This is a genomic window from Nitrobacter hamburgensis X14 (assembly GCF_000013885.1).
GTDB classification, from domain to species: Bacteria; Pseudomonadota; Alphaproteobacteria; order Rhizobiales; family Xanthobacteraceae; genus Nitrobacter; species Nitrobacter hamburgensis.
In genome coordinates, this window is record NC_007964.1 from 3,856,685 (window position 1) to 3,870,187 (window position 13,503).

At 62.2% G+C, this 13,503-nt stretch carries 10 protein-coding genes; all 10 read right to left on the reverse strand.

The annotated features are described in order from the left end of the window. Positions 1-136: 136 nt before the first annotated feature. The 10 genes from ftsH to tolQ all read right to left on the reverse strand — a co-directional run bounded on the left by ftsH (position 137) and on the right by tolQ (position 13,126). Positions 137-2,053, reverse strand: a complete 1,917-nt coding sequence (gene ftsH, locus NHAM_RS17995) for an ATP-dependent zinc metalloprotease FtsH (RefSeq protein ID WP_011511877.1) — start codon at positions 2,051-2,053, stop codon at positions 137-139. A gap of 499 nt (positions 2,054-2,552) precedes the next feature. Next, on the reverse strand, positions 2,553-3,590 hold the full coding sequence (gene tilS, locus NHAM_RS18000) for a tRNA lysidine(34) synthetase TilS (protein WP_011511878.1): 1,038 nt from the start codon (positions 3,588-3,590) through the stop codon (positions 2,553-2,555). A gap of 290 nt (positions 3,591-3,880) precedes the next feature. Continuing rightward, a complete protein-coding gene (ybgF, locus tag NHAM_RS18005) occupies positions 3,881-4,849 on the reverse strand; it encodes a tol-pal system protein YbgF (protein ID WP_041358334.1) in 969 nt (322 codons plus the stop codon). Positions 4,850-5,173: 324 nt separating this feature from the next. Further along, complete coding sequence (gene pal, locus NHAM_RS18010) at positions 5,174-5,668, reverse strand: peptidoglycan-associated lipoprotein Pal (protein WP_011511880.1); 495 nt, start codon at positions 5,666-5,668, stop codon at positions 5,174-5,176. Positions 5,669-5,974: 306 nt separating this feature from the next. Continuing rightward, positions 5,975-6,718 carry an N-acyl amino acid synthase FeeM domain-containing protein gene (locus NHAM_RS18015; protein WP_011511881.1) on the reverse strand — a complete coding sequence of 248 codons (744 nt, stop codon included), beginning with the start codon at positions 6,716-6,718 and terminating at the stop codon, positions 5,975-5,977. 216 nt (positions 6,719-6,934) lie between these two features. After that, complete coding sequence (locus NHAM_RS18020; protein WP_041359235.1) at positions 6,935-9,265, reverse strand: EAL domain-containing protein; 2,331 nt, start codon at positions 9,263-9,265, stop codon at positions 6,935-6,937. 316 nt (positions 9,266-9,581) lie between these two features. Then, positions 9,582-10,907: a Tol-Pal system beta propeller repeat protein TolB gene (gene tolB, locus NHAM_RS18025; protein ID WP_041358336.1), complete on the reverse strand. Its 1,326-nt coding sequence runs from the start codon at positions 10,905-10,907 to the stop codon at positions 9,582-9,584. Positions 10,908-10,979: 72 nt separating this feature from the next. Then, entirely contained in the window at positions 10,980-11,924 is a 945-nt protein-coding gene (locus NHAM_RS18030) for a cell envelope integrity/translocation protein TolA (RefSeq protein ID WP_011511884.1), read from the reverse strand. A 1-nt stretch (position 11,925) separates the two neighbouring features. Further along, the gene (locus NHAM_RS18035; protein WP_011511885.1) at positions 11,926-12,381 is read right to left on the reverse strand and encodes an ExbD/TolR family protein; all 456 of its coding nucleotides are present in this window, start codon (positions 12,379-12,381) and stop codon (positions 11,926-11,928) included. Between the two features lie 31 nt (positions 12,382-12,412). Further along, positions 12,413-13,126, reverse strand: coding sequence for a protein TolQ (gene tolQ / locus NHAM_RS18040; RefSeq protein WP_011511886.1), 714 nt, complete (start codon positions 13,124-13,126; stop codon positions 12,413-12,415). Positions 13,127-13,503 lie beyond the last annotated feature (377 nt).

Consider the following 13,503-nt stretch of genomic DNA (forward strand, 5'->3'; position numbering starts at 1 on the left):
GAGCCCGAGGACATGCTCCGCTCGAAAACGCTCCAGGATTCCACCCTCGCGGTACGGTGCAGATCGTGAAAAAGCCCGGCTTACGCCGGGCTTTTTCGTTTGCAGTTCGTCAGTCGATCCGCCGGATGACCGGCACTCAGGCCTGCGGCTGTGGTTCGAGGCCTGGATCCGGACGCGGGCGCGGTTTTCCGGCCGGCGGCACCGCCGAGGTGCGCGGGCCCGACGGCTCCAGCACCGATTCCCGGTTCGGCTTCTTGCCGTTGAGCAGATCGGTAATCTCATCGCCGCTCAGCGTCTCGAATTCAAGCAGGCCTTTCGCCAACGCTTCGAGATCGGCGCGCTTCTCGGTCAAGATACGCGTCGCCTCGTTGTAGCCTTCCTCGACGAAGCGACGGATTTCCTTGTCGATCTTCTGCACCGTGGCTTCCGACGCATTCTGCGTGCGCGAGACTGACATGCCGAGGAACACCTCGTCCTGGTTTTCGCCGTAAGACACGGTACCGAGTTCTTCTGACAGACCCCAGCGCGTCACCATCATGCGTGCAAGCCGAGTGGCCTGTTCGATATCCGACGATGCGCCCGATGTGACCTTCTCGCGGCCGAAAATCATTTCCTCCGCCACGCGCCCACCCATCATGATGGCGAGCCGCGAGGTCATCTGCTCCCGCGACATCGACAGCTTGTCGCGCTCGGGGAGCTGCATCACCATGCCTAGCGCTCGGCCGCGCGGAATGATGGTCGCCTTGTGGATCGGATCGGTCGCGACGACGTTGAGGCCGACGATGGCATGGCCGCCCTCGTGATAGGCCGTCAGCATCTTTTCTTCCTCGGTCATGACGAGCGACTTGCGCTCGGCGCCCATCATCACCTTGTCCTTGGCTTCCTCGAACTCGGCCTGCGTCACCATGCGCTTGTTGCGGCGGGCGGCCGTCAGCGCCGCCTCGTTGACGAGATTCATCAGGTCGGCGCCGGAGAAACCGGGCGTACCGCGGGCAACGGTCTTGAGATTAACGTCGGGCGCCAGCGGCACCTTGCGGACATGCACCTTCAAAATCTGCTCGCGGCCGACGACGTCGGGGTTCGGCACCACGACCTGACGATCGAAGCGGCCGGGACGCAGCAGCGCGGGATCGAGCACGTCGGGGCGGTTGGTCGCGGCAATGAGGATGACACCCTCATTGGCCTCGAAGCCATCCATCTCGACCAGCAACTGGTTCAGCGTCTGCTCGCGCTCGTCATTGCCGCCGCCGAGACCGGCGCCGCGGTGACGGCCGACCGCGTCGATTTCGTCGATGAAGATGATGCAGGGCGAATTCTTCTTGGCCTGCTCGAACATGTCGCGGACGCGGCTCGCGCCGACGCCGACGAACATCTCGACGAAGTCCGACCCCGAAATGGTGAAGAACGGCACGTTGGCCTCGCCCGCGACCGCGCGCGCGATCAGCGTCTTGCCGGTGCCGGGCGGGCCGACCAGAAGCACGCCGCGCGGAATCCGTCCGCCGAGGCGCTGGAATTTGCTGGGATCGCGCAGGAACTCAACGATCTCCTGCAGGTCCTGCTTGGCCTCATCGACGCCCGCGACGTCCTCGAATGTGACCCGGCCGTGAGCCTCCGTCAGCATCTTGGCGCGCGACTTGCCGAAACCCATCGCCTTGCCGGCGCCGCCCTGCATCTGGCGCGACAGAAAAATCCACACGCCAATCAGCGCGATGAACGGCAACCACGAGACCAGCAGCGAAACGAACCACGGCACGCTTTCGCCGGGCGGCTTCGCGGTGATCTGCACCTTGGCGTCATAGAGCTTTTTCACCAGCCCCGGATCGGCTGGCGCGTAGGTCTGGAAGCTGGAGCCGTTGGTGAAGGTGCCGTGAATATCCTGCCCCTGGATCACGACATCGCGAACATTGTTCTGATCAACGTCCGTCAACAACTGCGAGAAGGAAATATCCTGTGCGGTCTTTTGGTGACCGGGATTCTGGAACAGCGTAAACAATGCCAACAGGAGCAAGACAATGATGACCCAGAGGGCGAAGTTGCGCATATTGGCGTTCATCGATCTTCCTTCGAGGCCGCGCGGATCGCAGCCGGATATCCTTGCATCGACACCCATAGATGGGGCAGGCCGACACGTATACAATCTAGGCGCGGCGGTTGCCTCTGCCAAGAGAACCGCGCCAGACAATTATTAAAAACGTATTCGGCCAGGACGAGTCGATAGGAAAAGTTGACATAAAGCCGCTCAACGCGTCAGGATCAGGGCTGTCGTGTCCATCACCTCTTTGATCTGTTTCACCTTTCAAGAGACGGGCCGGCAAAAAGCCGGACATTCTGATCATTTAGAGCGTTTTCGAGCGAAGTGGATACCGGTTCGCGTGAAGAAAACGCGTCAAATCAAAACCATAGAGCCTCGCTTCTGATTCCATCAGAAGCGAAAAGGCTCTAGTGCATGTTAACGCATGATGGAACTCGGGGCGCGATGAAACCTGTTCCGGCCCAATCATGACCGGCATTTTCTGCGCAACGGTTAACGCCTCCCGCGACGCCAGGCCGCATCAGCCGGTTCGCCGCCGCGGCGGCGCCGGCTCGACGCTGATCCGCTCGGAGGTGAGCGTCACCAGCGCCCCCGCCAACGTCCTTCTCAGCAGAATACGGCGTCCGTGACCGCCATTATCAGCGGCCACGCGGTCGAGCGCCCCCAGCAGGGTCTCGACCTTGCCCAGTTCGGCCGGTCCCTCGCAGCCGACCCGATCGATCGCCCGCAGCAGCAATCGAACCTTGATCTCCTCGGACAAGGCGGCAAAGGCCTTCGTTTGAAAGCCGGGACGCGGCGCGCCGCGATCCTGCAGGGCGAGGTAACGCTCGGCGCCGTCGGCGAGAAGTTCCAGCGCCGTATTGGCCCGCGCCAGACGCGATGCCAGACGCGCCAGGTTGCGGACATCGCATCCCTCCTCCGCCAGTGCCGGCATCAGGGCGCGCAGGCGCGGACGCGTAAAGCTGACGTCGCGATTGGTCGGATCCTCCGCATAGGCAATACCGGCCTTTTCGAGCGTCGCGATCAGCCGCGATTTCGAAACGTGCAGGAGCGGGCGGGCCAGGATGAAGCCATCGCGCATCGTTTCGCGCGCCATCGCCGAGAGGCCGGTAATGCCGCTGCCGCGCGATATCCGCATCAAAACCGTTTCGGCCTGATCGTCGCGGGTGTGGGCCGTAAAAACATGCAATGCGCCATTGGCGCGGGCGGTTTTCGCCAGCAGGCGGTAGCGGGCGTCTCGCGCCGCTGCGGGCAGCCCGGATTTCGGCTTCGCGCCGCTCCAGCGCACGGTGCGGTGCCTCATCCCGAGCGAGGTTGCGAGATGCTTGACGTCCCGCGCCTCGCGCGCGGAGCCGGGCCGCAGGCCGTGATCGACGGTGACGGCGATGAGATCGGGGCCGCGCGTCATGGCACGCCGCCAGCGCGCCGCGAGCCACATCAGCGCCGTGGAATCGGGGCCGCCGGATACCCCAAGGACGAGCGCATGGGCAGCTTTCCAGTCCGCAAACAGCAGCTTCGCTTCCGTTGCCGAAATCGGCGAGGCGTCGTCCTCGATCATGCCGCAATGCCTGGATCACAATGATTTTGGATCGAATCGATCCAAAATCATGAGCATGATCGATTCCAACATTTTGAGAAGCCGGATGCGGGCGGAAAACCGCTGCACACTTTGTTCTCATCCCGCTCTATAGCGTTTTCGAGCGAAGCGGATACCGGTTCGCGTGAAGAAAACGCATCAAATCAAAATCATAGAGCCCTGCTTCTGAATTCTATCAAAAGCGGAAAGGCTCCAGGCGCATCGGCAAAGCCTACACCGGCAGAACGCGGATGTAAGCCGGCGTCAGTTTCTCAGCACTTTATCCGCTTCTGCTCGCGGTCCACGGCCTGCTTCACGCCCGCCGAAGCGCGGGGATATTTGCGCGTGACCTCGCCGAGCGCGGCGCAGGCGGCCTCCTTTTCTTTCAGCGCGGCCAGCGATTGTCCGAGCCGCAGCAAGGCATCGGACGCCTTCGCCGAGCTGTCGAATTTCGTGGTGACGCCGAGAAAAGCTTCAGCCGCCTCACGATATTTCTGGCGCTGAAACAGGCTTTCGCCGAGCCAGTACTGCGCATCGCCCGTCAGCGCATCGGACGGGTATTTCTGGGTAAAATTGCGCATGGTTTCCTCGGCGAGCGCATAGTCCTTCCGCTGCATGTAGCCGATACCCAGATCGAATTCGTCGCGCGGCGTCGCCGACGGCGGCAGCGTTGTCAAACCGCCGGTATTGGGCGGAGCGGAGTCGGGCGTCGGATACCCCCCCGGACGCCGTGGACTGGTATTGGCAAGGTCGAGCGGTGCGCCGGCTTCCCGACCTCCGGGCGAGCCCGCGGCTTCCGCCGGCATCGGCATCTGTCCGCCGCCCAGCGCGCGCGGGACACCCGGCGCGTTGGGATTCTGGCTGGGATCGAAAGCATCGCCGCGATGGCCTTGCGCAGGCACGGTCACGGCCTGTTCCTGCGCGACGGGCCCCTCCCCTCCGCGCTGATCGTAGGCCGGCTGGCGGTAACCCGGGCTTGGTTGCACCGGCGCAGCCGCCGCGACGCCGGGCGGCGCGGCTCCCGGCTGCAACTGCTGCAACTGCTGCAACTGTTGTTCGAGCATTCGATTCCGGTGCTGCAGTTCCTCGTTCTGTCCGGTCAGCGTTCGCAGTTGCTCTTCCAGTTGCTGAATGCGGATTTCAGGGTCGCCGAAGTCGGATTGCGCGAAGGCGTGTGACGACAGCAAAAGCGTCGCGGCAACGGCCGCTGCGCGCGCAAGCATCGGGGCTATGGATGACATTTTGGCCTGACGATTGAAATGAACGTCACATCGAAAGCGCACCCATTGAAAACCTGAGTACGCCGAAAATGTGACCTGGTCCAACACCACCGGTCACTTTACGACGATCTTCCTGGCCCGTCTCCTTCGTATAGCGTTTTCGAGCGAAACATGTGCTCGGGCTCGACCCGAGGATGGCTATCGGCTCGCGTCAAACCGCGTCAAAATAAAAGGCTGGAGCCCGGATTTGATCCCATCAAATCCGGAATAGGTGCCCTGGCAGTCCCGGCGCAAAACAAAGCCGGCGCCCGAAGGCGCCGGCTGAAATCCAGGATGCGCGAAGCTTCAGGAACTGGCGTTCAGCACCGTGACGGCACGGCGGTTCTGGGACCAGCAGGAGATGTCGTTGCAGACCGCGACCGGGCGCTCCTTGCCGTAGGAAATGGTCCGCATCCGGCTCGGGTTGATGCCACGCGACGCCAGGAAAGAACGAACCGTCTGCGCGCGGCGCGCGCCGAGCGCGATGTTGTACTCGCGGGTGCCGCGCTCGTCGGCATGGCCTTCGATGGTGAAGGAATAGCGATTGTAGGTCTGCAGCCAACGCGCCTGCTTCTCCAGGGTGGTGATCGCCTGCGGCGACAGATTAGTCTGGTCGCTCTCAAAGAAAACGCGGTCGCCGACATTGACCACGAAATCCTGCTGGCTGCCCGGGGTCGCCGCATTGGCCATCCCGCCGGCACCATCCAAAGGATTCTTGTTGGCACAGGCGCCCATCGACAGCGCCACCGCGAGCACGGCAGCCAGCTTCATTCCCCGGATGAATCGCTTCTGGTGTAACATTCCGGAGCCTCCACGCTCACGTTTTTCCACTGTCATCCGCTCTACAGGGCGATGGTTAAGCGAACGTTCCGTCAACCTTGATGAGACGTTGCCCGACTGCATCAAATGCCACGTTTTCGGAAGAAGCCCCCGTGATGGTTAATGAGTTGCAAATGTGGCGCGAGGGTGAACCGACAGCCGGTTTTCGGACCCTGCGAATCCGCAAATCCGCCCCGACAACGCAATGATCGGCAATATCCGGTCATTTGCATGCACTGGATACAGCCGGCAGCCCCGGACCCCTCGGGGCCGAAGTCCGGCACCGGATCAGGACCTCGGAACGATCGAGGCCCGCGCGAACGGAAACGAAGGACCGGTCAGTACGGGCGTCACGGTTCCAGCCCTGCGCTCGAACAGCATCCGCCGCTCGAAATAGCTCGAACGCAGATAAGGATAGCGGGCGAAGACCTTTTCGCGCGACGCCGGAAAATCGACCGCCATCAGGCAAATCGGCTTGATCAAACCTGGGTAGAGGCGTGGCGGGCTCAGCGGCTGATGATTGAACAGGCGCCTGTAGAACGTTTGGTGCTCAGGACGGACAGTCGCCAGACCGAGATCGGCATTGAAGAAGCTGCAGGCGACGAAGCACAGCCGGAGCGTGAGGTACGGCAACTCCGGAAATTGCCCCGCGAGTTCCGGATCCGCGACAAAGCGGGTCGGATCGACCATGACCTTGCCCTGATCGACCTCCGGCTGAAGATAGTCGCGGAACACATCCACCGAAGGACAGAGAGGATGTTCCGGCGATGAGATGCTGAGACGGATGGAACTGGCGAGCGCGCCATCCAGGTAGACGCCGAAAATCCAGGCGTTCGGCATATCGTCGTAACGATCGGTGATTTTGTGGTCGCGGTTGGGCTCGATCGCACCTTCATTCAGGTAGGCGCGATAGCGAAGACGGTAGATCGTATCCTTATCCGCTGAAGTTTCCACCAAACGATAATCGATGCGATCGAGAAGCTCGATGCCACGTTCCGCAGGTTTGGCGGTTGCTTGTTGAGCTGAGCTCATTGGAACACCCCCGAGCCACCTTGAATTCCAGCCGGCAGCCGAAGGTTAACGCTTTGCTAACGGATGTGCAAAGATAACGGAGCATTAATGTTAACCGGTATCCACGATATCCTTCACATTCACATTTCCCGGCGCAGGTCCGCTTCTCCCGGCGCAGGGTCCGCTCGGATTAGAAGAATTCAATTCGGCGCAGCGGGCGTATTGTGGAAAAAAATTTCAAGCGATCGACCGGGACGGGAGGACCTTCACATTGTCGTCACGCAGATGGCGCCCATGGGAGGCATCCAGCAGTTGACGGATGCGAGCCGCAGACACCGGCCGGCTGAACAGATAGCCCTGCGCTTCCGTCACCGTGCCGTCGGCACTGATGAGTTCGAGCTGCTCGTTGGTTTCGATGCCTTCGACGACGACGGACATGCCGAGATCGGCGCTCAGCCGCGCCACCCCGCGCAGCAGCGTCAGCGGCCGGTCTGCATCGATCCCCTCGAGGAAGGAGCGGTCGATCTTGACTTTCTGAAGCGGGAAATTGTGCAGATAACTGAGGCTCGAATAGCCGGTACCAAAATCGTCGAGCGAAATCCTCACGCCCGCCGAGCGCAACTGCGTGAGCGCATCGTGCGTCCACTGGGTGTTGCGCAGCAAGGACGATTCCGTGATTTCGATTTCAAGGCGGTGCGCGGGAAGGCCGGAGACCTCGAGTGCATAACGGACTTCGCTCAGGACATCGCGCTGGTGGAACTGCTGTGACGAGAAATTAACGGCGACGCTGACAGCGTCCGGCCACGTCATGCATTCCATGCAGGCCTTGCGCAAAATCCAGCGACCGAGATCGACGATCAGGCCGATCTCCTCCGCCACCGGGATGATATCGATCGGTGACACCATTCCGCGCGTGGGATGATTCCAGCGCAGCAGCGCCTCGCAAGTGGTGATCCGTCCCGATTTCAGATTGACCAACGGTTGATAGAACAGCTCGAACTCTTCCTTGGCCAGCGCCTTGCGCAGATCGAGTTCGAGGACGCGGCGCGCTTCGACGATTTCCGCCATCTCGTTACGGAAGAAGCAGAAGGTTCCGCGGCCGCCCGCCTTGGCGCGATAGAGCGCCATGTCGGCCTGCTTGAGAAGGTTGTCGGCCGTGACGCCGGGCGATGTCAGCGCGATACCGATGCTGGCGCCGATCTCGACCAGGTGGCGATCGATCTCGTATCGCTCGGTGAGCCGTTCGACGACGCGGCGGGACAGCGCCGCCGCCTCCTCCGCCGACTGAATGTTTTGCTGGAACACGACGAATTCGTCGCCGCCGAATCGCGCGACGAAATCGTCCGGGCGCAGCATTCCGCGGAGCCGGTCGGCGACAATGCATAACAGGCGATCGCCGCAGGGATGGCCGAGCGTATCGTTGATCTGCTTGAATTGATCGAGATCGATGAACAGCAGCGCCGACAACCGCGACTCGCTGTTTGCGATCGCCAGCAGGCGTTCGATTTCGTCGCGAAAGCTGAGCCTGTTGGGCAGTTCCGTCAGCGAATCGAAGCGGGCGAGATGGCTGATTTTGGCTTCCGCCTTGCGCCGCTCCGTGATGTCCTCGACGAGAACGACCGTGCCTCCGCCGACCATTGGCTGGAACGTCCACGACAGCGCCCGACCGCGTTCCCTATCCAAGTCGGCGGTCACGATTGCGCCGGCCTGTGAATTCTCGATCTCCGAGATAATCGTGCTTCCGTTTTCGGGTGACATCGTTCCTACCGCCACGCATGCCGCGATGACATCCGCCGCACCAACGCGGCGATGCACGAAGCTGTCGGCGAGATGCATCATTTCGCCGAAGCGATAGTTCATCACGCCCAGGCGGCCATCGGCGCCGAACATGCACAGGCCATGGGGCATGTTGTTCAGCGCGGTGTCGAACTGGCCGGCTATGGCCGCTTCGCGTTCCCGTGCGATCAGAGCGCGAACGAAAATCTCCTGCAGTCTCGTCGTGATCCTCTCGAGGCCGAGGAAATACAGCACGGTGAGAAGCGCCATCCCCACGTAGTAGGGGTTGCCGTGCAGCACCATCGCCCCCGCCATCGGTCCGCAGGTCAGCAGAATTTGCACGTGGAAAATCCACGGGCGCCCATAAGCGCGGCCGGCGCCAGCCGCCACGTATCCCGTGGTGACCGAGATACAGATCATATGCGCGACCGCATCGTCGGTCATCAGAAGCGCGATGGCGCACCATGCGCCGAGCACAATCGCGTAGAGCACCGCTCCGATCTGATACCGGGTCTCCCAGCGCGCTGCCTCGGCCACGGTCAGGTCCGAACCGCGGCTCTTGTATTTCGCCATGTCGAAGCTGCGGAGCGCGCCGATCATGACCAGAAGCACCGCGCACGGCCACAGCAGATGATTGCCGGTCTTCAACGCGGTCATGACGGCGGCAATCGCCGCACAAACCGCGCCGGCGAACATCGGCGCCGGATTCTGGAATAGCGAACCCACGAGCGCCGCATATATCGCTGGCGACATCGTATGATCCGTGTGGCGATGGTGATCGGCCAATTGCATCGGGTATGCGCGCATCCTTTCTCGGGCGCACAGTGTTACCGACTGCTAATGAAGCCTTTCTGAGCGAACATCGTTAGCGAGACCTTGAGGCGATCGCCGAAAAGTCGAATTTGCCTCCTGAATCAGGAGGCTAGCGGTCCGATTCTACGTTCGCATCCCGTTTCAGCGAGCGTTCTTGCAAATGTTAGAATCGAAGGGATTTAACATTCGGGTCCCGGACACGCGGCCAGGCGGGTCACGAATGTCAGATTCACTCCACCAGGCAAACTGTTCCGGCCGCGGGCCGGTGTGCATGGCCCCCGCGCGGCGCGCCGGACTATGAGAGCAGGGGCGACCATGCCGGATCGGATGCGAAACCGGGCGTGGGAACCTTCAATTCATTGCGGCCGGAGACGTCGATCGTATAGAGCGACGGCCCGCTGTTGCCGCCGGGGTCGCGGAAGAACATCAGGACCCGGCCGTTCGGCGCGAAAGTCGGGCCCTCGTTGTGAAATCCCGACGTCAGGATCCGCTCGCCCGAACCATCCGGCTTGATGATGCCGATGGAAAACTGGCCGCCACCCTGCTTGGTGAAGGCGATGTAATCGCCGCGCGGCGACCAGACCGGGGTCGAGTAGGAACCCTCGCCGAACGAGATGCGCTGCGCCGCACCGCCGGTCGCCCCCATCACATAGATTTGGGGCCTGCCGCCGCGATCCGACTCGAAGCAGATGCGGCCGCCGTCGGGCGAATAGGACGGCGACGTGTCGATGGCCGGCGTGTCGGTCAGACGCGTGGTCGACTTCGAGCGAAGGTCCATCACGAACAGGTTCGAGTTTCCGCCTTGCTGCAGACTCATGATGATGCGCTGACCATCGGGCGCAAAACGCGGCGAGAATGACATACCGGGAAAGTTACCGACGATTTCGCGCTGTCCGGTTTCGATGTTGAACAGATAAACCCGCGGATCGCCCTGCCCGAATTCCATGTAGGTAATTTCCTGGGTCGAGGGCGAAAAGCGCGGCGTGATCACGAGGTCGGCGCCGCGCGTCAGATAGCGCACGTTGGCGCCGTCCTGATCCATCAGCGCCAGACGCTTGATGCGGTGTTGTGCGGCCCCGGACTCGTCGACGAACACGACGCGGCTGTCGAAATAGCCTTTCTCGCCGGTCAGACGTTCGTAGATCTGATCCGAGATGATGTGCGCGATCCGCCGCCAGTATTCCGGCGACGTGAAATATTGCTGGCCTGCGAGCTGCTGGCCGGTCGCGACGTCCCACAGGCGAAACTCGGCCTTGAGCCGCCCGTCGCCCTGGCGCGTCATACGCCCGGTCACCAGCGCCTGCGCGTTAATGGTCTTCCAGTTGGCGAACTGCGGCGGCACGTCGATATTGGTGATCTTCTCGATATACGCGGCCTGGTCTATCGGCGCGAACAACCCGCTGCGCTTGAGATTGTTGGTGATGACCTTGGCGACGCCGGCGCCGACCTCGCTATCCGACGGCGAGCCTGCAACGAAATTCGGAATGGCGATCGGGAGCGGCGCCACATTGCCCTGGTCGATCTGCACCCGCGCCTGTCCGAAGGCTCGCCCGCCGCCCAGCAACACGGCGGCCGAGGCCATCCCGGAGATCATCTGGCGGCGGCTCGGGTGAAACGGCATCTTCGACAAGTCATCTCGATCAATCATCGGCGTTGTTTTCTTCCATCTCGGTACGTTCGCGGCCGCGGCGCCTTACGACTTTCGCTCGGTGAATACGGGCTCAAAGAACTTCCACTCGTCGAAAAATTGCGCCGGCAGATTATAAGGCTGGCATTCGATGATCGCGCGCAGCGCGCTCTCCTGATAGACGCGGAAGTACGGCGTCGACGGGTTGCTGATCGCGGTCGGCGTGGTCTCCAGCGTGCCGTCGCGTTTCAGCTTGATGCTGAAGATCGCCTCGGTCATCTGCGCTTCGAGCCCGCCATAGGGCTTCTTCCAGCAACGCTCGACCTGAGTCTTGAACATCGCGCCCCAGGTCGCGGAATTGTCGGCGGCCTTGCCATGTGCGAGACCGAGCGCGGCGTTCGAATTCAGCGTGTCGCCGGCGGCCGAGCGACGGGTGGGATCGCGCTTGTCGAGCAACGCCGCGATCTTCGATTGGTCGAACACGCGCTCGGCTTTCGGCCGTTCCGGCTTCGGCGGCGCGGCCTTGGCCTGCTGCTTCGGCTTGGGTTTCTTGGCTTCTTCCTTCTTCAGCGCCTCCGCGATCGGATCGACCTTCGGCGGATCGGGCTTCTTTTCGATCGGCTTCGGTTCTTCCTTCGGCTTGTTCTCGACGACGGGCTTGGGCGGATCCGGCTTCTTCTCGACCGGCCTCTCCACGGGCTTCGGCACCGGCGGCGGCGCAGTGTCGGTCACGACCGGAGGCTTCTTGTCGTCGATCTTGCCGACGGTGTCCTCCGGTGGCGGCGTGGCCTCGGCGACCTTCTCGACCAGCGGCTTCGGGCTTTCCTTCTTGCCGGTCTTCATGCCGGCCGTCACATGGGCGAGTTGATCGGCGGAAATGACGTCGACCGGCAGGGATTCCTCCGGCACCGACTCGAAGGCCTTCGACGAAAACGACACCAGTCCCCACCCGATCACGAGCACGTGCAGGGCAATCGACGCCGCCAGTGTCTTGTCGACCTTGACCTTCAATCTACGTTCCCTGATCCACTTCCGTCACCAAGGCGAGGCGCTTGAATCCCGCGCCAGAGAGCTGACCCATCACCCGCGCCACCGTGCCGTAATCGGCCTTCTTGTCGGCGCGCATGAAGATGCGCTCGTCGAGGCCGCCGCGGGCATCGGTAATCGCCTTCAGCTTCGGCACCAGATCGGCCATCGTGACTTCAGTGTCGTTGATGAAAACCCGTCCCTGGACGTCGACCGACAACTGCAGCGGCGTCTTGTCCTGCTCAAGGCTCTTGGCCTGGGTCTGCGGCAGATCGAGCGGCACGCCGACGGTCAAAAGCGGCGCCGACACCATGAAGATGATCAGAAGCACCAGCATGACGTCGACCATCGGCGTGACGTTGATCTCGGCCATCGGCTGTGACCGCCGCCGCCCGCGCCGCCCTGCGCCGCCCGAGGAGGGCGCTGCCGGATTCATCGCCATGATGGACCGTCCGTTTCCATGCCGTCCGACCTCAAGCCCGCTCGTCGATCTGGCGTGACAGGATCGCGGAAAATTCGTCGGCGAAACCCTCAAGCCGCTGGGCCTGGCGATTCACTTCCGAGGTGAACTTATTGTAGAAAATAGTCGCCGGAATGGCGGCGATAAGGCCGACCGCCGTTGCGAACAGCGCTTCGGCAATGCCCGGCGCCACCACCGCCAGCGAGGTATTCTTCGACGCGGCGATCGACTGGAAGCTCGACATGATGCCCCACACGGTGCCGAACAGGCCGACGAAGGGCCCGGCCGAGCCGACCGTCGCCAGCACCAGCAGCCGCCGCTCCAGCCGTTCGATCTCGCGCGCGATCGAGACGTTCATCACCTTCTCGATCCGCATCTGAAGGCCGGCGAACGAGCGCGTCTGACTTTCGAACGAGCGTTTCCACTCGCGCATCGCCGCGACGAAGCAAGCGGCCATCGACTGCGTCGGCTTGGCCGACAACGCCCGGTACAGGTCCTCGATCGACTCTCCCGACCAGAAGGCCTGCTCGAAACGGTCCATCGCGCGCTTGGTGCGGGCGTAGAGAAACATCTTGTCGATCGCGATCGCCCAGACCCACACCGAACAGCCCAACAGACCCAGCATGACCGCCTTCACGATCCAGTGAGCGTGGAAAAAAAGCGTAATCAGCGACACGTCGGCTGAGGCCAGGGGTAAGGCTGACTGTGCCACGTCGGCCGGATTCATGAGCAGAGTCCTCTCAACGCAAGATATCCCTATAGACCCGGGGCGATCTCCGCCGGCGGTTTCGCAGCCACGAAGCGCACGCGGCGTAAATCGCCACGCGAAAAGCCGGTTTAGTCACATGGGGGGCCCGTCCAAAGCCAGAACTTGCATCCCCTGCCAACATGTCAAAACGAGGGCTATCGGCGCATCTTAACGACTGTAACCAAGCGCTAATCATGGTTAAGGCCAGGTTACCAAGGAAGAATTACGAGCGCGGAACCACACTGTTCTCCGGCCCTTGCACACCGAGGGCCGGTCGCGGCCCGACCGGGCAGACATGGGCAGACGCCAAGGCCGCATTTCTCGGATCGTTACGACGGGCTTCAACGTGGTGTTGC